Source organism: Arthrobacter sp. Z4-13 (assembly GCF_054792705.1).
Map to the genome: position 1 here is coordinate 327,319 of NZ_CP096458.1, position 17,920 is coordinate 345,238.

Annotated in this window: 16 protein-coding genes and 1 pseudogene; 2 read left to right on the forward strand and 15 right to left on the reverse strand. The window is 61.9% G+C overall.

The window, feature by feature from the left end; translation table 11 throughout:
• Positions 1–662: 662 nt before the first annotated feature.
• From M1E07_RS01590 to M1E07_RS01600, 3 genes are all read right to left on the reverse strand, one after another.
• Positions 663–1,817, reverse strand: coding sequence for a serine hydrolase domain-containing protein (locus M1E07_RS01590; RefSeq protein WP_461175308.1), 1,155 nt, complete (start codon positions 1,815–1,817; stop codon positions 663–665).
• A 97-nt stretch (positions 1,818–1,914) separates the two neighbouring features.
• On the reverse strand, positions 1,915–2,652 hold the full coding sequence (locus tag M1E07_RS01595) for an SDR family NAD(P)-dependent oxidoreductase (RefSeq protein WP_461175309.1): 738 nt from the start codon (positions 2,650–2,652) through the stop codon (positions 1,915–1,917).
• Positions 2,653–2,863: 211 nt separating this feature from the next.
• Positions 2,864–3,652, reverse strand: a complete 789-nt coding sequence (locus M1E07_RS01600) for an enoyl-CoA hydratase/isomerase family protein (protein WP_461175310.1) — start codon at positions 3,650–3,652, stop codon at positions 2,864–2,866.
• Positions 3,653–3,922: 270 nt separating this feature from the next.
• On the opposite strand from M1E07_RS01600, the gene M1E07_RS01605 reads away from it, so the two are divergent.
• Both M1E07_RS01605 and M1E07_RS01610 read left to right on the forward strand, forming a co-directional pair.
• Positions 3,923–4,312: a nuclear transport factor 2 family protein gene (locus tag M1E07_RS01605; RefSeq protein WP_461175311.1), complete on the forward strand. Its 390-nt coding sequence runs from the start codon at positions 3,923–3,925 to the stop codon at positions 4,310–4,312.
• 384 nt (positions 4,313–4,696) lie between these two features.
• Positions 4,697–5,347, forward strand: coding sequence for a TetR/AcrR family transcriptional regulator (locus tag M1E07_RS01610; RefSeq protein WP_461175312.1), 651 nt, complete (start codon positions 4,697–4,699; stop codon positions 5,345–5,347).
• 340 nt (positions 5,348–5,687) lie between these two features.
• On the opposite strand, the pseudogene M1E07_RS01615 reads toward M1E07_RS01610, so the two are convergent.
• The 12 genes and pseudogenes from M1E07_RS01615 to M1E07_RS01670 form a co-directional block, all read right to left on the reverse strand.
• Positions 5,688–6,791 (reverse strand): annotated as a pseudogene (locus M1E07_RS01615) (IS30 family transposase).
• Between the two features lie 793 nt (positions 6,792–7,584).
• Positions 7,585–8,805, reverse strand: coding sequence for an acetyl-CoA C-acetyltransferase (locus M1E07_RS01620; RefSeq protein ID WP_461175313.1), 1,221 nt, complete (start codon positions 8,803–8,805; stop codon positions 7,585–7,587).
• 21 nt (positions 8,806–8,826) lie between these two features.
• Positions 8,827–9,453 (reverse strand): HTD2 family dehydratase, encoded by a 627-nt coding sequence (locus tag M1E07_RS01625; RefSeq protein WP_461186644.1) that lies wholly within the window; start codon positions 9,451–9,453, stop codon positions 8,827–8,829.
• 470 nt (positions 9,454–9,923) lie between these two features.
• Positions 9,924–10,667: a 3-oxoacyl-ACP reductase FabG gene (fabG, locus tag M1E07_RS01630; RefSeq protein ID WP_461175315.1), complete on the reverse strand. Its 744-nt coding sequence runs from the start codon at positions 10,665–10,667 to the stop codon at positions 9,924–9,926.
• Positions 10,668–10,929: 262 nt separating this feature from the next.
• Positions 10,930–11,784 carry an HpcH/HpaI aldolase/citrate lyase family protein gene (locus M1E07_RS01635; protein ID WP_461186645.1) on the reverse strand — a complete coding sequence of 285 codons (855 nt, stop codon included), beginning with the start codon at positions 11,782–11,784 and terminating at the stop codon, positions 10,930–10,932.
• Position 11,785: 1 nt separating this feature from the next.
• Positions 11,786–12,967, reverse strand: coding sequence for a CoA transferase (locus M1E07_RS01640; RefSeq protein WP_461175317.1), 1,182 nt, complete (start codon positions 12,965–12,967; stop codon positions 11,786–11,788).
• A 62-nt stretch (positions 12,968–13,029) separates the two neighbouring features.
• Positions 13,030–13,845: a CoA-transferase subunit beta gene (locus M1E07_RS01645; RefSeq protein WP_461175318.1), complete on the reverse strand. Its 816-nt coding sequence runs from the start codon at positions 13,843–13,845 to the stop codon at positions 13,030–13,032.
• Positions 13,842–14,759 carry a CoA transferase subunit A gene (locus M1E07_RS01650; protein WP_461175319.1) on the reverse strand — a complete coding sequence of 306 codons (918 nt, stop codon included), beginning with the start codon at positions 14,757–14,759 and terminating at the stop codon, positions 13,842–13,844. Before M1E07_RS01650 ends, M1E07_RS01645 begins: the two co-directional genes overlap by 4 nt.
• A gap of 281 nt (positions 14,760–15,040) precedes the next feature.
• Positions 15,041–15,961 carry a LysR family transcriptional regulator gene (locus M1E07_RS01655; protein ID WP_461175320.1) on the reverse strand — a complete coding sequence of 307 codons (921 nt, stop codon included), beginning with the start codon at positions 15,959–15,961 and terminating at the stop codon, positions 15,041–15,043.
• A gap of 131 nt (positions 15,962–16,092) precedes the next feature.
• Positions 16,093–16,335: a hypothetical protein gene (locus M1E07_RS01660; protein WP_461186646.1), complete on the reverse strand. Its 243-nt coding sequence runs from the start codon at positions 16,333–16,335 to the stop codon at positions 16,093–16,095.
• Positions 16,336–16,857: 522 nt separating this feature from the next.
• A complete protein-coding gene (locus tag M1E07_RS01665; RefSeq protein ID WP_461186647.1) occupies positions 16,858–17,046 on the reverse strand; it encodes a hypothetical protein in 189 nt (62 codons plus the stop codon).
• Positions 17,047–17,181: 135 nt separating this feature from the next.
• Positions 17,182–17,889, reverse strand: a complete 708-nt coding sequence (locus tag M1E07_RS01670) for an acetoacetate decarboxylase family protein (RefSeq protein ID WP_461186648.1) — start codon at positions 17,887–17,889, stop codon at positions 17,182–17,184.
• Positions 17,890–17,920 lie beyond the last annotated feature (31 nt).

Genomic DNA, 17,920 nt, shown 5'->3' on the forward strand with positions numbered 1-17,920 from the left:
AAAGTGTCGTCCAGATAGGTGATTACTCTCGCAACCTCCCGTATGTGGGACTGCTCCCGCGGCTTTCGCCGGCCCTCGTTCAAGCATCGGCCGCATCGTCTGTGTGCTTCACCACGGCGGCACGAAGAGCCCTCAGCTTGTCCTTGCGCTCGGCAGCCGTCGATCTGGCGCTCGTTCAATGCTGGCGGGACCGTCGCTCGAACAATACGTCGAGCAACCTTTCCTCATGGCAGTAGTCAGGCCCGCGACTCTGGCGGAAGGCACGGCGCCGAGCGCGTCGCGGATGCACGGGCTGACCCAGTGCGAGTATGCATCTGCTCGAGGCCGGCGGATTCTGACGTCGCCTAAACCCTCGATTCTGAAGACCCCTGCAGCACCGACTGGTCCGGTCCGAGGCCGCCCCGGAGGCGGCTTGCGTAAGGGACCTGTGGCGATGAAGGGACCGGCAGGAGTCCTACCGACCGCTGAACAGTCCGTTGGAAGTGGTCGCTGACTACCCGGCCGTAGGGGAAATCCCCACTCCTCACCGTCAAAATCAGCCGATGAGCAAACGGGTGGAACACCTGACTCCCTATCCGCGCGCGCTCTCAGGGGCGGTTCCGAGAGGACCGTGGCGGGAGGCGTGACCCTTTCCGCTGTCGATGATCCCGGCAACCGGAACGTCAGGCAGCCGTCCCTTGGAGGGATCGTTCTGCTGCTTCGAGTAACGCGATTCCTCGCTCGTCGCCAACGATGCTGTTCTGCATTCGATTCATCACGTAGGCGACAGTCATGCTGGAACCGAGATCGTTGGTGACGAAGGATCCGCCCCAGCCACCCCAATAGTAGGTGGACTCGTTCACTGGCAGTGGAAGGCCGCGGGAGCGCTTCGCGAACCCCAGGCCCCACGTGATGTGCGCGCCAATTACCCTGTCCACATTGTCAGCCTGTGTCGCGAATACCGACTCGCACGTCTTGCGGGACAGGAAGCGGCGCCCACCGATTTCTCCGCCGTTCGACAGTAGTCGCTGAACCGTGGCGACTGAACGAGCATTTCCGTGGCCGCCGCCAGAGTTGACCTCCGCGCGACGCCACCAGTCGGTGTTTGCGAATTCGGCTCCGACGTTGGGATTCGTTAGACCACGCACCGCGATGCTGTTCGGGTCCTCAAATCCGGCATGGAGGTCGGTGCGAGGTGGGGGAGGAATGATTGGACTGATTCGGCCGTGATCCGCGTCTGGGACCACGATGTGGAAGTCCGCATCGAGCGGGTCGGCCAACTCTTGGTGGAAGAAGTCAGGGAGGGTTTGCCCAGTCACGCGGCGGACAAGTTCCCCGATGAGGAATCCGTGAGTGTGACCGTGATAACCCGAACCGTCGCCGGGTGTCCACCACGGAGCCTGCTTGGCGAGCAGGGAGGTCATCTTCTCGAAGTCGCTGAAATCTGTCGGGTGAAGCGGTGCATCCCAGCCCGCCAGGCCGGAGGTGTGGCTCAGGACATGCCGCACCAGGATGGCGTCCTTACCTTCGGCAGCGAATTCTGGCCAGTAACGGACTACAGGGGCCTCGAGGTCCAGGTCGCCGCGGTCCACCAGCAACAGTGCTGAAACCAGCGCCATCGTCTTGGTTGTCGACCATGTGTTCGTGATCGTGTTCTGCTCCCACCGAGGTCCGTCCTCGGCTTCGGTGGCGAGCCCACCCCAGAGGTCAACGACAATCTCACCTTCCACCGCGACGGCGACGGAAGCACCGACTTCCAGGCCCTTGTCGAAGTTGGCTTGGAAGGCCGCGCGTACGGGCTCGAACCTTGGATCATTGGTTCCGTGAACTTCAACCATGGCTGCTGAGTCTCCTTCACATTTCCCAGATAGAAAACGTCTGCCCTGTGCTGTTTTCTTTGCCGGAATGGGTAGTTTTAGTTGAGCAGGACGGGTGTCATTGCGACAACCAGCCCCCGTCTACGACGAGATCGGCGCCCGTGGTGAAACCCGACTCCTCGCCAGCGAGGAAGGTGATGGCGTTCGCCACCTCCTCAGCAGTGGCGATACGACGCATGGGTGCGTTGTCCTTCATCCACTGCAGCCGTGCCTCTTGGATCTTTGCGACGCGGTCGAGCGAGGGCGTCTGGACGAAGCCCGGCTGTACCGTGTTGACCCGGATGTTCTCTGGGCCCCACAGGACAGCAGCATTCTTGGTCATGCTGAGCACTGCACCCTTTGCGGCGTGGTAGGCGAACATATCGCCCCTGCCACCGCTCGAACCAAAGATCGAGGCCACGTTGACGATGGAGCCTCCGCCCTGCTTTGCCATCTGTGCTCCGACAGCGCGCATGCCTAGCCATACCCCCATCTGGGTGATCCGGATGACTCGGTTCCAGCCGTCGACGGTCTCATCAGTGACTGTCGCCAAGTTGCCCACTCCGGCGTTGTTAACGAGGATGTCGATGCGTCCCTCGGCTCGCATTACCTGGTCGACTACGTTTGCCCAGCTATGCTCGTCGCTGACATCGTGCGCCAGGAAGTGGTCCGCAGTGTCGAGGACTTCGGGCGACGCGCCGGCAACAGCAACTTCGAGATCAGTCGAAAAGACGCTGTAACCAGCCTTCGACAGTCTGGCAGCCGTAGCGGCGCCGATCCCGCCGCAGCCACCGGTGACAAGCGCTGTTTTCTTCATTCCGTGGTCCTCTCAAACCGCCGGCAACGACCGCGGTGCGTATTCGGCTGCCTCTTGCAGCCGAGACCCAAGTCACACACTGTACAATGTATCGAACGCTAGGTCAAGTCCCCAGTGAGACTTATGTGAAGTCGGGCGTACAGGGGGCGCGAAGGACGTGAAGGCAATCCCGGTCAAAAGGCGTCCTCACTCTCCCGCGCCGTCCGCAGAGTCACTGCTCGGTGGATCCAGGCTTAACAGCAGACAAAAACTGCTCCGACGCGTAGAGCGCCTCGGCGCTTTCAAGCTCTTGCTCAAACACCTTGCGCAGCGTGGACGAGGATTCGGCGACCGTCCGCTTGACCACCCCGTTCGCAATCCTCGACCTGAGCGCGAGAGTGCGAGCCAGTGCCACTGCTGTCGATCGCGCCGAGCCAGGTTCGCACAGCTCGTCCACCAGGCCGAGGCGGTGTGCCTCGGACGCGCCGAGCACCCCGCCCAGGTAGGCCAACCGTCGAGTGGCCGACAACCCGATGCGGCGCTCGAAGCTAAACAGGGCGCCCATGTCGGGAGCCAGGCCGATACGGTCGAAGCCCATCGTGAATCTCGCATCCGACGCGGAGACCACGAAGTCACAGACGGCTGCGAGCGAAACGCCGCCGCCCGCCGCCCCGCCCTCCACGGCCGCGACGACCGGGACAGGTATGGCGTGAATCAATGCAACGATCCGCTGCAACTGCCTGAGGATCGCCACCATTTGCTCTTTGTCGGCGGCCGCCATGCGCGCAACGTCTCCCCCGGCACTGAAATAGCCATCACTGCCTGTCAGGACTATGGCCCGACACTCCCGCCCCTTCGCCAAGGACTCCAAGTGCGCGATCAGCTCCCGTTCGACACCCAGGGACAAGCAGTTGCGCCTACGGGCGTTCTCAATCGCCAGGACCACGACACCATCGTCGCCCTGAAGCAGTAGGCACCCGTCCACCAGCGCTGGCGGCGTAGTGTCGCTGGGATTGCTCATAGCGCCATCATGACGGTCGGCTCGCGGCAAGCGTGAGCGCCTCAATTGTTCTGACTGGCACAGGCATCGACTGGTCCTCCTCCATCACCGGCTCGTCCGTCCGCGTGTGCCTTACGCAACCCGACCGCCCGGCGCCTCATATACTGACGCGCTTGACCTAGCGCTAGATAAACACTAACCTATCAGTGGCGCGAAACGCACGCCCCGATGCGTTGTCCCGCACCAGGTAGCGCTTCGTGTTCATAACTGACAGCACTGGAAGGACGCGGTATGGCCTCCACCTCGATGTCTCAGCTCATCACCTTGTACTCGCGGTACTGCGTCGGAATCGACTCAATGGACAGCGAACTGTTCACGACTTGCTTCACCGAGGACGCGGTGATCGAGAGCTCCGCCGGGACGGTACAAGGACACGACGAGATTAGAAAGTGGATGCGATTGTCCCGCGCCGGCTTGCTACATCAGTTCTCGAACATTGTCTTGATCGAGGAATCAGGACCGAGCGCCGTCTGCCGAGCTGACTGGATAATCATCGACGCAGGCGCGATCATCGCGGTTGGCTCGTATGCAGATGTCGTGCAAACGGACGACAGAGGAGTCTCCCGCTTCCGCAAGCGTTCGATTCAGTACACCTGGCGCAAGGACCAGCCGTCGACGTAGGTCAACCGTTGAGATGATCGTGACTGTATGGGGGGCCAATGTAAAACGTCAATCGCCTACGCCGAGCTGCACTCGAGCCTGCCAGTCTGAGACGCGCGCCAAGGACCACCGAATCCGGCCGTCCGCCGGTGGCGAACTGCCCCGACGTGCTCGTGGAGATCGTGACGCTGCGCGAGCCCTAGGACGTCGACAGGGCGTTGCTCCCCAAAGGCCTTGACCAGATGTCCGTCCTGCCGATGGTGACACCGGCAAAGGAGCAGTCGGCAACCACCGAGATCAGCGGGGACACGGCTCGTGCGCACCGAGCGGATCGACAGGATGCGTAGAGTGCGCGTCGAGCGCGCTCAATAACTCAGGCCGCTTCCAACCAACAGGAGATGCGATATGGCCACCCAAGAAGCAGCCAAGAAGGCGACGTCCGCAGATGCCGCACTTGCTAGTTCGTGGCGTCACTACCCCGATCTGGCTCTCCCCCCCATCCTCGCGGCGGCCCTAGAGGACTTTCACAAGCACGGCTACCACGGTTCGACTGTTCGCGGGATCGCTACGGGTGTCGGGCTGACGATGCCTTCGCTGTACTACCACTACGGCAATAAGGAAGGCATCCTCTTCGCGCTTCTAGGCTTCGCGATGGACGATCTGCTCAAACACCTTGCCATGTGCCTCGAGGACGCCGGGGACGATACGCGGGTCCGGTTCGAGAACTGCGTTACCGCAATCGCGCTGCACAACACTAAGCGACGCGATCTGTCGTCACTGCACGACGAGTTCAGATTCCTCGGGCCCGACCTGCGGCCACAGTACGTCGCGAAACGGAGCATCGTCCGAGAGACCCTGATCGGTTTACTGAAGGACGGGATCGAGGAAGGCATCTTTCTCGACGAAGACCCTTACTTCACTTCGCGGGTTCTATTAGGTACGCTCAGCGGCATCCTCGACTGGTACAGGCCTTCAGGTCCACTGTCTGCTAACGACATCGCCGCGCGCTACGCGCGGGACGCGCTACGCGTGGTGTCGCATGGAGAGTCGACCTGATCGATCAACACAGACCCGCAGGGTTAGACGTTCGGAACGAGTGCTCGACGTGCCACGGTTCGTGCTACGCCCGTATGGCCTCCCGGCTGCATCAGCCGAGCGGGATGCTGATTACGTCGCCCTTTACCCGATAAGGCGCCGCGCCGGACAGGGCGGCCTCGTCGAGACGTCCGAAACTAGATCACGGGCTGGTCTTGTTGATCTTCTAACGCAGGAGCCTCTTGTCGTAGTGCCGGGCGTCGTCCTGGCAGTCGAGCCACACGTCCCGCTAGGAGTGTCAGCGATGGTCGAAAAGTGAGCCATTTCGCGGGCGGCGGAGTTCAGCGGTCGTTGCAACAATTTATGGTTCGGTCGCCGGTGAAGTCAGTCTAGCCAGGTGCTCTATGGGACTCTGCCAACCCAGGATTTCGCGTGGTCTGCGGTTGAGTTCAGCGGCGACCTTGGTGAGGTGTTCGGGGCTGTGGACGCCGAGGTCTGTTCCTTTCGGGAAGTACTGCCGGAGCAGGCCATTAGTGTTCTCGTTTGAGCCGCGCTGCCAGGGGCTCGCGGGACACAGAAATAGACCGGAATCAGCGTCTGCCGCGTAAAACTCTGGTGGCAAGCCATTTCAGTCCTCTGATCCCAGGTCAAAGAATGGCGCAGGTGCGGCGGGAGCGGGGTCATCGAATCAGCTAGCCAGGTGCACGAGGATGATGAAGCGAGTGGTCCGTTCGACCAGTGTGGCGATGGCCGAGTGACCGCCCTTCCCAATTATTAGATCGCCCTCCCAATGCCCCGGTACTAGTCTGCCGATTACTTCCGCGGGCCTGTCCCGGATCATCACCATGTCCGGGAAACGCCTGGTCCGGTGCTCCTTTCGGCGGCGCGGCCGGCGGCCAGTCCGACCGCTGCGCAGCGAGACAGCAGGGTCCACGGCCAAATCCAGGCTTCCACGCCCATAGACAGCTTGATAAACAGTCTCGGGCACGACGTGCATCTCGTGTTGTCCAGGGAAATTAGCGCGTAGACGGTTGCTGATCTGGCGGGGACTCCAGCGTTGCTTCAGATGTTCACGCACGAACTCCTGCAGCGCCGGGTTGGCCGCGATCTTCCCGGTCCGCTGGCGGCTCCGTCTACGTTCGGCGCTGCGCTGGGCCGTCCGCGGACGGTAGTTGCCAGAGGGCTCGTGAATATTCCGGCGAATCTCTCTGCTCACAGTTGAAGGACTGCGCCCGAGTTCCGTTGCGATAGCGCGAATGCTCCGCCCGGCATGCAGGAGGTCCGCGATCGTGATCCGTTCGGACTCGGAGAGAAATCGGGCAGAAATCGCGGCTGGTCTTAGACGGGAGATAGGAGCGATCTTTTTGACGTCGCCGGACTTCAGAACAACTGAGTGGCCGTGCCGCCATCGAGTGCCGGAACTACGGCTGATTCCGACGATTCGGCACGCTTCGGAATTGCCCATTCCCTGTTTCATCAGCTGATCATAGTGAGCCCGTGCAGCGTTCTTTGGAGGGGCACCCCGTGACTTTCGTGGTCGTTTCATATCTGCCAATTGCAACTCCTAAAAGCTCAGGTGCTGCAACGACCACTAGACGCCAAGCCGTCACTATGGCTCACTTTTCGACCGTCACCGACAAGGAGATCTCGTAAGCCTGTCTCGGTGGCAGGCGTCCTGAGTACGACGAATGCCACCGCACGCTCACCTCACTGCTCGTCCGGTACTCCCTACTACTGCGACCTCCCGCGCTGCAGAGTGGGGCCATAAGCTCGTTCTCAGGTCTTGTGAGGAGATCCGCTCACTTCCCGACTTGATGACATCTTTCGAATGATCCGTGATGCGTAGGTAATCGAAGCTGTCAATGGTGCCGATATCGCCGGTACGCAGCCAACCACGTGAATGGCCGCCGCCGTCGGCGCCGGTAGGTGGAATCGCTCGGGGCGTCGCGGCCACCGTGGCCCTGGGGAAGATCTCCGTCATGCCCACCCGCGATCATGGCCGCCGAACAGCTCACCCTACCGGGCCCCCGCTCGTACTTCGGAGGCCCGGTCTGATCACAGCCTCCGGTCCATCGTTGCCCGCGAAACCCCGAGCTGCCTGGCCAGCTCGCTTTTGGAAATCCTCTGCGTCCCTACTGGTGGCGACTCTGTGCCCACGACGAATGTAGGATCACCTTCCATGATGCTCAGGTGTCCTTACCGTCGATACCGGAGGTACCCAACTAGGTCACATGTTCACAACGTGCCCAAGAGTTCACCTAAGCAATCCGCTCAAAGATCGCGGCCAGTCCCTGGCCGCCCCCGATGCACATGGTCTCCAGCCCGTACCGGCCCTCTCGGCGGTGCAGCTCGCGCGCCAGCGTACCGAGCATTCTGACCCCTGTAGCGCCGACCGGATGACCCAACGAGATCCCCGAACCATGCGGGTTGGTCCGCTCCTGATCTTCATCGGTGAAGTTCCACTCCCGCATAACCGCAAGTGCCTGAGACGCGAAGGCCTCATTCAGCTCGATGACGTCCATGTCGGCAAGTCCGAGTCCCAACCGGTCGAGAGCCGCTTGGGTCGCCGGCACTGGGCCGATGCCCATCACATGGGGCGGGACGCCTGCGACAGCCCAGCTGACCATGCGCACCAGCGGGCGGAGATTGAGCTTTTCAGCGCGCTCCATCGTGGTCACCAAGCACATCGATGCCGCATCGTTCTGTCCTGAAGCGTTGCCAGCGGTCACGGTCGACTCGGGGTCCTTGTCGAACAGAATCGGCTTCAACGTGGCGAGCGACTCCATTGTCGTGCCAGCCCGTGGGTGCTCGTCCGTGTCGATAACCACCTCACCCTTACGGGTGCGCACCGTGACCGGAATGATCTCCTCGGACAAGACCCCGGAACGCTGGGCGGCGACGGCGCGCTCATGTGAGCTCACCGCAAGTCGGTCCTGCTCCTCCCGGGTGATGGAGTACTCCCGCCGCAGGTTTTCGGCGGTCTCCAGGACCCCATCCGCCATCGGGTACAGGCGGCCACCGGCAGTTTCGCGACCGCGCACGAGCCCATCGTGCATGGTCACGCCCGTGCGCGCTCCCCCCCAGCGCATGTCAGTGGAGTAGAACGATGCGTTGCTCATGCTTTCCGTTCCGCCCGCCACTACCACGCTGTTGGCACCAGTCTGGACCTGCATAATGGCGTTGATGACGGCTTGTAGACCCGATCCGCAGCGGCGATCGACGTGCTGACCCGCCACGCTAAACGGAAGTCCGGCATCAAGCGCGACGATCCGCCCAATGGCCGGCGCTTCACTGTTCGCATTGGCGTGGCCGAGGATGACGTCGTTGATCTCGGCCGGGTCGATCCCGGTACGATCGATTAGCCCTTGGAGTGCCGCGACGCCGAGTTCGGGGGCGGTCACGTCCCTGAACATGCCGCCGTAGCGTCCGATGGGCGTACGAACGGGCTCGCAGATTACAACGTCTGGGACGTTTTTCATAGTAATTCCTTTCAAACGAGATCAAGCCGAGGCGGTTTGGGTTGAGAGCGTGACAAGGTCAACGCCCTCTCGCCGCAAGACTGCGTCTCGGTGATCAGCAGTGGTGGTAAGTGAGATGAGGGCTTCCTCCCCGCAAAACAGCGGGCTCATGTTCCGGTGCTGCAGCTGGCGCGGCGTCGCGCCGGGGCCCTCGAGGCGCAGCGCTTCGGCTAGCAGCAGTGTGGAGAACGGACCGTGCACGACGAGTCCGGCATAGCCTTCAGTTTCGGTCGCGTAAGGCCAGTCGTAGTGAATGCGGTGTGAATTTGCCGTCACTGCGCTGAACCGCATGAGCAGGGTGGGATCAGTGACGATACCCCATCCATGAGCGGTTCTGCGCAGCGGCGGCCCTACGGGCGCGGTCACCGTGGCAGGCACGGAACCGCGATGCTGAGGAGTGCGTGGCCCAGGTTCGATGAATACGAGGTTCTGCTTCTCCTCGAGACAGATGCTGTTGTCGGCACCCCGGAAGACGTGGCTGACGCACACCATCGTGAAGTCCCCGTTACGACCGCGCTTGGCGGCAATGGAGTCAACGATCGCCTCGTGCGTTAGCACCTCGCCCACGCGGACTGGACGGGTGATTGTGACCGAGCCGCCTGCGAACATGCGCCGAAATCCCTGCATCAACGGGAGCAGTCCGCCACGACGAGGATGCCCGTCTGTATCGAGCTCGGACGAATGCGGCCACGACGGCAGTGCGACCCAGTGCCAAAGCGGTGGGAGCTCATCTCCTGCGCGGGGGATCGGCGCACCGGAATCGAGCAAGGATGCAAAGGCACGGACCCGACCTGGATCCACGAGTTCCTCGGTCAGCACCGTACGAGGCTTCCAGCCCGCGTCCGCTCCTAAGGTCGATTCACGGCTCACTGATACCGATCCTTCGATACGCCGACGATATCCGCACCGAGCAGTCGTGCATCGAGCACAACTATGGCGGCAGGATTGGGGATTAGGCCACGCATGGTCCAAACCATGCCTCGCGACCTACGCCCGAAACCAATACGACTTGTGACTACCATTGGGTCCTCATAACACTTGCATAGTTTGCGTTTCAAACAATCCGTCGTCCTAAGCTGTTACATGAATCGGCCGCCCGAAATCTCTGCGACCGTACCTGTCATGTAAGACGACAGGTCCGATGCGTAGAACAGGGCGACGGAAGCCACCTCCGCTGGCTCTCCCGCACGTCCCATCGGGATTTCGGCCATCTTCTGATCCCACGCACTCCGAGGCATTGCCTCGGTCATTGCAGAGCGAATCAGCCCCGGCTGTAACACGTTGACACGGACACCGTGGTGGGCCACCTCTTTGGCAGCAGCCTTCGAGAGGCCGATGATTCCTGCCTTAGCTGCCGAGTAGTTCGTTTGACCGACCATGCCGACCTTGCCGGATATCGAGGAGATGTTGATGATGGACCCAGATCCCGCTTCCCTCATCCGCGCAGCAGCCGAACGGGTACCGTTCCAGCACCCCTTGAGGTGTACGGCGATCACCTGGTCGAACTGCTCCTCAGTCATGGTGCGCATCGTGGCGTCCCGAGTGATCCCAGCGTTGTTGACCACGATGTCGAGCGAGCCGAACGTGGTCACCGCGAAGTCCAGCGCCGCGTCGATACGGGAGGCATCGACCACATCGCACGAGATACCCGCGGCGCGCTCGGGTCCGCCTAGCCTGGTTGCGGCCTCTTCAGCAGCGTGTCCGTCCAAATCAGCAAGTACCACGCGGGCACCAGCGTTGATGAAGGACTCGGCTATCGCCAGCCCGATTCCTTGGGCGCCGCCGGTGATGACGGCTGTCTTACCTTCCAGCAGGTCAATCATGTAGTTCCCCTTCTCGCCGTAGGTCCTTCGTGTACCGAGCCACCGTGCAGTGATCGAATTCCGCTGGATCTCAACGTCATACCAGTGTGAGATCCGTAACCGCCATGCACGCGGATCGAGTCAAGAGCCCGCTCTAAAATACGCTCGCCCCAGGACTCTCGATGCTGGCCGGAGGCAAGCTGCAAATCTTGGGCGCTAGGATGAGCACGCTGTCGCTCGGATCGAGTGAGCGCGATCCAGGTCTTGCGAGTGTTGAGAGACGTCATTGGCCACCTCCCGCCGGAGTCGACGTGCCTGGTTGAGTGACAGGGACACGTGAGGCGAGAATTCGGGCGGCGCGATCGATCACGGGCCGATCTACCATCTGGCCATCGACCAACAACACTCCTACAGCGGCGGTCGAGGTGGCCTCCATGATCCGTCGCGCCCAGGCCAACTCCTGCTCGGTAGGTGCGAAGACGGTTGCTGCGGGTGTCACTTGTGCAGGATGGACACATAACTTCCCCGTGAAGCCGAGGGTGGCCGCCCGTCGCACGTCAGCTATCAGTTTGTTCGTGTTGCGAACATCGCTGGTGACGCCGTCCACTGGACCATTGAGCTTGGCTGCCGCCGACGCAAGGACCACCCCTGCGCGCGCGGCAGCCATGGCGCTTTCGTCTTCGGGGTCGACGCCAAGTTCCGCCGCCAGGTCGAACGTTCCGAGGGCTAATCGCTTGACGCCCGGCACTTCTGCGATCTGAGCGGCACGTAGGACGCCCCGAGCGGTCTCGATCAACGCGACAACTTCGGTGCCGGGCCAGCTTGCAGCGATGGCCCCAACGCGTTCGGGGTCCTCACTTTTGGGCACCATGAGGATGACGGGTAAGCCGGTGAGTGCAGCGAGGTCCGCCTCGTGCCAAGGAGTTCCAAAGGCATTGATGCGGACGGCGGACGAGCCGTTGGTTGAGGATAGCCAGCGGACGACGTGGCGGCGTGCTTCCTCCTTGTCGCGTGTCGCAACCGCGTCCTCGAGGTCCAAGACCACGACGTCTGCCCCGGCGGCTGCTCCTTTGGAAAAGCGGTCGGGACGATCGCCGGGCACGAACAGAAATGTTTGGGCATGGGCTGCCGTCGTCATGTTAGGTGGTCCTTAGGGCGGCGGGAACAGCGGTGGTAGACACGACTCCGCGCTCGAACAAGTCGTCGATCTTGGCTGAATCGAGGTCGAGATATTCGCGCAGCACCTCGCGCGTGTGCTCTCCGACTCGCGGAGCAGGTGCCGGCGCACCACGTTCCCGGTCGATGGAAACCGGCGAGCCAGGAGCGAGGACCGCGCCGATCCCCGGTTGCTCGACCGTGGCGAACATGGGATGGCTTCGCAGCATCGCGCCATCATCCGCCACCATCTCGTCGAATGACTTGTAAGCCGACCATAGGATCCGGGTCGAGGCCAAGGTGCTTTGCACTTCGCTGGCGGTGTGCCGGCCGAACCACTCTGAGACGAGGCCGGCGAGCACTTCACGGTGACGAAACCGGTCACCCTCGTCCCAGAAGTCAGCTTTCAGAGCCTCCCCCAGTCCATCGAAAACAGCGCCGAGACCCATGACCTTTCGAAGATCCGACCACTGCCGGGAAGTCAACGTCACCAGCATGAACCGCGCACCGTCCTTGGACGTGAAATCCCTCCCGAACCCACCATAGATATAGTTGCCGTCTGCGCGCCGTCCGGAACCAGGGTTGAGCATCGCATCGGCAAGATAGCCGAGGTGCCCGGCTGCGGACAGCCCCACGTCCTCGAGTGCGACACGCACCTCACTACCCATGCCGGAGTGTGACCGTCGCCGTTCTGCCGCCATGAGTCCGATGGCGAGGTACAGGCCGGCCGTGAGGTCCCAGGCTGGAAGCGGGTTGTTGATGGGACTGGCATGCTCGGCCGGACCGGTAATCAGGGAGAACCCGGTCGCTGCTTGGACCGTGTAGTCCACCGCCGACCCGCCGTCCGTGGTGCCCGTCAGCAGCACTGAGATCATGTCGGGGCGCCTCTGCGACAGCGCCGCATGTGTCAGTTCGGGCCAACGCTCGGTGTTGGTAAGGAGGATGCCTGCGTCAGCCGCGAGATCTGCCACGAGACTCCGTCCCTCCACCGAACTGAAATCGATCTCGATCGCCTGCTTCCCCGGATTTAGCCCATTCCAGTAGAGGCTGAGGCCGTCCTGGGTGACCGGCCACCGCGAGCGGTCCGGAGCCCCGCCCAGCGGTTCGACCCGAATTACGTCGGCGCCGAGCTGCTGGAGCGTCAGCCCGCACAAGGGCGAAGCCACGAAACTTGATACCTCTATCACGCGTAACCCAGCCAAGGGGCCGCTGCTCGGGTTCCTGAAGTTCATCGCAGGTAGAGCCGCACGGTGTCGATCTCATCGCGCAGCAATCGCACATCCTCGACCGTCGGCCGCTCTGTTTCGCGCACGTCGGGCGCAACTGCTATGTCCCAGCCCGTCGATGACTTGACCTCCTGGAGAGACACTCCAGGATGGACTTCGCTCACTTCGAGCTCGCCAAACTTGTGCCTCCGACGAAGCACCGCAAGCGGCGTAATTACCGTGGAAACCCCGAAGCCGGGCGGCACCATGCGCGGGTCCTCCTCTCGTGCCCGCACCGGACTCGGCGAAGTGCAGAAGTCGAGCACCTCCGGAAACGCATTCGGATCGTGGCGACGAAGCACCACGATGCATTCGCCGGCATTCGGCACGATGTCGGCCGCACCACCCGACCCGGGAAGCCGAACTGACGGCCTCCGCCAGTCTCCGATGAAGCTGGTGTTCAGGCTGCCCCAGCGGTCTACCTGGGCCGCTCCCAGAAACCCCACGTCGACGTTGCCGCCCTGGAGTACGTAACCAAAGAGGACAGGCATGCTCACTACCGATTCAGCGCCCGTGACCAGGACGGAATCGGCGATCCCTTCGGCAAGTGCCGCGGGGTGGGCCCCACAGACTCCGGACTCGTAGACCTGTTCGACGTCCGGGTTGACGGTTCGCATCGCGAGGTTGATCGCCAGGGTCGGCAGCCCTACGCCGGCAAACACGCGCCGCTTGCCGATGAGTTGCCTGGCGGCCACGGTTGCCAAAAACTCCGTGCTCGACGTGGAGACATCGGCATAGGCACTTTCCGGGGTGCTAGCCAGCGTGACTTGCCCTGTCATGAGAAGCTCCTCTCAGAGTCGTGGAAAGCCAGATCCGACCACCGCGGGTCTCCGACCTTGGCGAGGTAAGCTGCCCGGTCGGGGACCTCGTGCACCCACTCGATGAGCCATTCGCTCAACGCCTCGCGATCCTTGCTGATGGGTGTCCACTCGCGATAGAAGGCGTTGTCGCGACGGTAGTGACCTTGAGCGTAGGAAGGATGAGCCCCGCCAGGCACCTCGACGACGGCATCTACGGCATGGGCCGGCAGCAGCGTCAGATTGGGCGTCGCCCGGATGATGTCATCGTCGACGATTTCCTCAACCGTCACGATCACCCGCTTAGCTGCGAATGCTGCTTCTTGATTCGCACCCACGATGCCCCACATCTGCACATTTCCTGCCCGGTCGGCGCGCTGCGCGTGGATGATCGTAACGTCGGGCTTCAACGCGGGCACCACATAGACGTCGGGTCCGCCGTACGGGTCTGCGACCTTTCGGATCTGAGGAGTCAGTTTCGGTAGGTCGCTGCCGGCGTACGACTTCAGCGGGAAGAATGGAAGGTTGGCCGCCCCCGCTTGATAACGGCACACCATGCCGTAGTGGCTGTACTCCTCGACATCGAGCGGCGCTGGGTCTTCCAACTCAATCCGTCGGCGAATCTCGTGAAGTGACCCGGCCGATCCACTCGCAAAGAACGAAGCCACGAGTCGTCGAACGCACCCAGCTGCTATCATCTGCTCGTACACCAGATCCGGTGTCATGCGGCAGACAGTGAGATCACGACGACCTTGCCGGATGATCTCGTGAGCGGCAGCGAAGGGGATCAGATGACCCATCCCCTCGAGCGCCAGGGTCATTCCGTCCTGAACGTACGTGGCAACCGCCGTCGGGAGGTCTACGACCTTGGTAAACGCGGTCATCGACGTGCTCATATGTCGGCTCCTAGGGGGTACGGGGTGTTGCTCCTAAGTCCTCATCATGGGGTCGAGCGCGCTGAGAAATCCAATACTTGTTCAGCAAGGGTTTGTTGCCTAAATCAGTATGAATGTGTCGAGTTTAGGCGGTCATGCTTCTAAAGTAGGGTCTTGGAACAACCCAAGAATCAGGTTCCCACTCTCGGTTCGCCAACTGGAAACCAATGCAGTTGCGCTCTGCCTGTCCGCCAGCCGTCGCTCGCCATGAGTCGAGTGCCCCCAGGCACGCGGAATCGCTGTTAGTCGTTGCTCTTTCCGCCCGGCACCCAAGGTGTGGGTAGAGCCTCTTCGGAAGCCCGCAGCACGGCCAACAGAGCGGGATTCTGGTCATCTTTGCGCCATACGAGCCGCTGGTAGGTCGCCCGATCTCCCTCTTTCAGCGCGATCACCGATATGTCTGTTTGAACGACGCCGGCGACGGCGGTGTCATGAGTGATGGTGACCCCCACTCCTGCTGCCACCATCGCGAGAACTGTGTGGGTGTCGGGGCCCGTTTGTACGATCTGCGGTGAGTAGCCGGCGGCCTTGACCATCTGCATCATCGCCTCCCGAGCACTCGACCCCGGATTCGCAGGGAGCACTACAAATGGCTCGCCCTCGAGGTCTGCTATCGACACCCGCTTGCGCCCGGCGAGGCGGTGCGACACCGGCACCACAACCACGTAGTGCTCCACGGCGATCAGCCGGTCGCTCACCCCTTCCGGGCGTGTCTGCCAGCGAGAGAAAACGAGGTCCAGATCGCCGCCCAAGAGCGAGCGGATCCCTTCATGATGGTACGTCGTATTGCGCAAGGAGAGCTCGATGCCCGGGTGGAGCTCGCGGACCAACCGCCCAAGCCTCCCTACCAGCGGGTGTGATGAGGGACCAGCGAAGCCGACCCGCACCAGACCCGTCTCACCTCGTCCTGCCGACCGCACCGCACGTCGCGCAGCTCGAACACCTTCGAGTACGTCCATCGCCGGGCGTACGAGTGCATTCCCTGCGGTAGTCAATTGCACGCTCCGAGTTGTGCGATCGAACAGGCTCGATCCAAGCTCGCGCTCAAGCTGCTTGATCATTCGGCTCAAGGGCGGCTGAGCCATGTGGAGACGATCAGCCGCTCTGGCGAAATGCAACTCGTCCGCGACAGCGAGAAAGGCCTCGAGGTGATGCAGTTCCATCGCTCAATTATTGCGCAGAACTACAACAAGTTGAAGCGATTGCGTGGCAGGCGAGTAAGGAACATCAGGGACAACTACGTACCCTCCGCTCGGCCGGGGTTTCATAGGGGTGGCGTTCGTGCGCGGTATGTTTAAGCGAACGAAGATGCTTCTGAGCTGGGCAACAGTGTTGTTGACGCACTTTTTGTACCCAGATTGTCGGAGTTTTCATGTCCCTTGCGGTCCGTCAAGACGGGCAGCAGTTGGTCTCCCATGCCGGGCTGATCGTGGTGACGTCCTTTGTTGACGCATTCCGACCAGCAGGGAAAGCTCATCGGGGAGAAAATCCTGGTGCGCACCGACAGCGCCGGGGCATCCGGAAATTCCTGCACCACCTCCCCCTCATTAGGCGTGCAGTTCGGTGTCTCCTATCCGGTCCCGTTGATGAAAGCCAATGTGTTGCATGGATCAAACTCTAAGCAGTGGTGGTAGCCGTTACCGGACCAAGACGGCAATGACCGCACCAACGCGTGGGTCGGTGATGCCAACGACGTGGGACTAACTACTACCCGCCGACGTTAGCTGAACCTGTACCTGCGTGCCGAGCCCCCGCAACCCGGTTTCAAGCGACCTTGCTGGACTGTGGACGGGCACAGGGCCCGGGCCTTCATAAGGAACTCTCCGCGTTGGTATGGACAAGCCCTAGACGCCCGGAAACCGGCCCCGGGCCCGGTTTGAAATGGATCAAGACCCTGAAAAACACCGGGCTCGGAGTGCTGCCGTTCTGCGACGTTCACGCCAGCCTGGCCTGAACCCACATCGACGCTTGCCGATGAACCTGCTCTCCCGACTGCAACTAACGGCCCTGCCAACCGGACACAAAGCCCGGGCTGGGAATGAAACGGTGTCGGTACCGGCTATTCCCAACCGCCGGGAGATTCATCATCCGGGCCCTGCGGACCCGGATGATGATCGGTGGCAAAGGCCTGCACGCCGGCACAATCATCACATTCCAGATAGCCATTGCCAGCCTGAATACCCGCCTCGGGCAACCGGACCGACGCCTGGCTGAGACGCACCCGGCCGGCCCCTTCAATTGCGAGCACAACCCATTCGAAGACGGGGGAATCGATGCCGGTCCAGTGACAACGGGGCCCACTGCCGCGCCGAAAACCAAAGAATCAACCGGCACGAGAATCAAACAGGAACCTGACGGAACCCCTCCCCATGAAACATCCTGGCTAGAACTCCTCGAGGATGTATGCTCCGGTCAGCGCCGCTTGGCCACCGATGTTGTAAGTGGACTCCACGACCTCGAAGACCGGGAGGATTGACCAGTCGTCACCCGGATCACCGCCAACCAGCTCGAGCACGGCGTCTCCGCTCCAGAACGTCATGTCGTCCGGATCTGCGGGCTCACTGCGTCCCCCAAGCAGAACGTTCGGCTTGGTAGCTTCTTCCCACGGCGGCCGACGGGCGATTGACGTCGAAGCTGTGAAGGGCTTAACCGGGGGGTCGATTCGTCGCTCCATGCTGAACGAGAGCCGAACGAAGTCCCGGCCGTGACGACCTGCCACGATGTTCAGGACATCTCCAGACCACTCCATGCTTGCATCGCCGGTCTGAAGAGGGTGTCCCCACATTTCACGCCCTGCCGCCGTACCGGAGAAGGTCGTCTTCATTCCAGTCAGCCGGTGCAACACAGGCTCTCCACGATATTGAGCAATCATCCCCAGGTAGACGCCGGTGTACGGACCGAACGTGCTTCGTGCGTGGTGAACGGCATATACCGTTGCCAGCGCAGGCCCGTCCGGCATCTCCATCATCGGAGGTAGCAGTGACGCGAGCACGTCGTGATCGGTCCGAAACACGACGAAGACCTCTTCGCCCTTGTCGTAGTGCCACGGTAGATCGTGGTAGGCCCGCCCAATTCGCTTGTGCTTTTCCACTTCGTAACTCGCTCCTTCACTCAGGCAGTCG

Excerpts from the sequence above, each read along its gene's own strand:
- M1E07_RS01590 (WP_461175308.1), bottom strand. The coding sequence starts at position 1,817 with ATGGTTGAAGTTCACGGAACCAATGATCCAAGGTTCGAGCCCGTACGC.
- M1E07_RS01595 (WP_461175309.1), bottom strand. The coding sequence starts at position 2,652 with ATGAAGAAAACAGCGCTTGTCACCGGTGGCTGCGGCGGGATCGGCGCC.
- M1E07_RS01600 (WP_461175310.1), bottom strand. The coding sequence starts at position 3,652 with ATGAGCAATCCCAGCGACACTACGCCGCCAGCGCTGGTGGACGGGTGC.
- M1E07_RS01605 (WP_461175311.1), top strand. The coding sequence starts at position 3,923 with ATGGCCTCCACCTCGATGTCTCAGCTCATCACCTTGTACTCGCGGTAC.
- M1E07_RS01610 (WP_461175312.1), top strand. The coding sequence starts at position 4,697 with ATGGCCACCCAAGAAGCAGCCAAGAAGGCGACGTCCGCAGATGCCGCA.
- M1E07_RS01620 (WP_461175313.1), bottom strand. The coding sequence starts at position 8,805 with ATGAAAAACGTCCCAGACGTTGTAATCTGCGAGCCCGTTCGTACGCCC.
- M1E07_RS01625 (WP_461186644.1), bottom strand. The coding sequence starts at position 9,453 with ATGTTCGCAGGCGGCTCGGTCACAATCACCCGTCCAGTCCGCGTGGGC.
- fabG (WP_461175315.1), bottom strand. The coding sequence starts at position 10,667 with ATGATTGACCTGCTGGAAGGTAAGACAGCCGTCATCACCGGCGGCGCC.
- M1E07_RS01635 (WP_461186645.1), bottom strand. The coding sequence starts at position 11,784 with ATGACGACGGCAGCCCATGCCCAAACATTTCTGTTCGTGCCCGGCGAT.
- M1E07_RS01645 (WP_461175318.1), bottom strand. The coding sequence starts at position 13,845 with ATGACAGGGCAAGTCACGCTGGCTAGCACCCCGGAAAGTGCCTATGCC.
- M1E07_RS01650 (WP_461175319.1), bottom strand. The coding sequence starts at position 14,759 with ATGAGCACGTCGATGACCGCGTTTACCAAGGTCGTAGACCTCCCGACG.
- M1E07_RS01655 (WP_461175320.1), bottom strand. The coding sequence starts at position 15,961 with ATGGAACTGCATCACCTCGAGGCCTTTCTCGCTGTCGCGGACGAGTTG.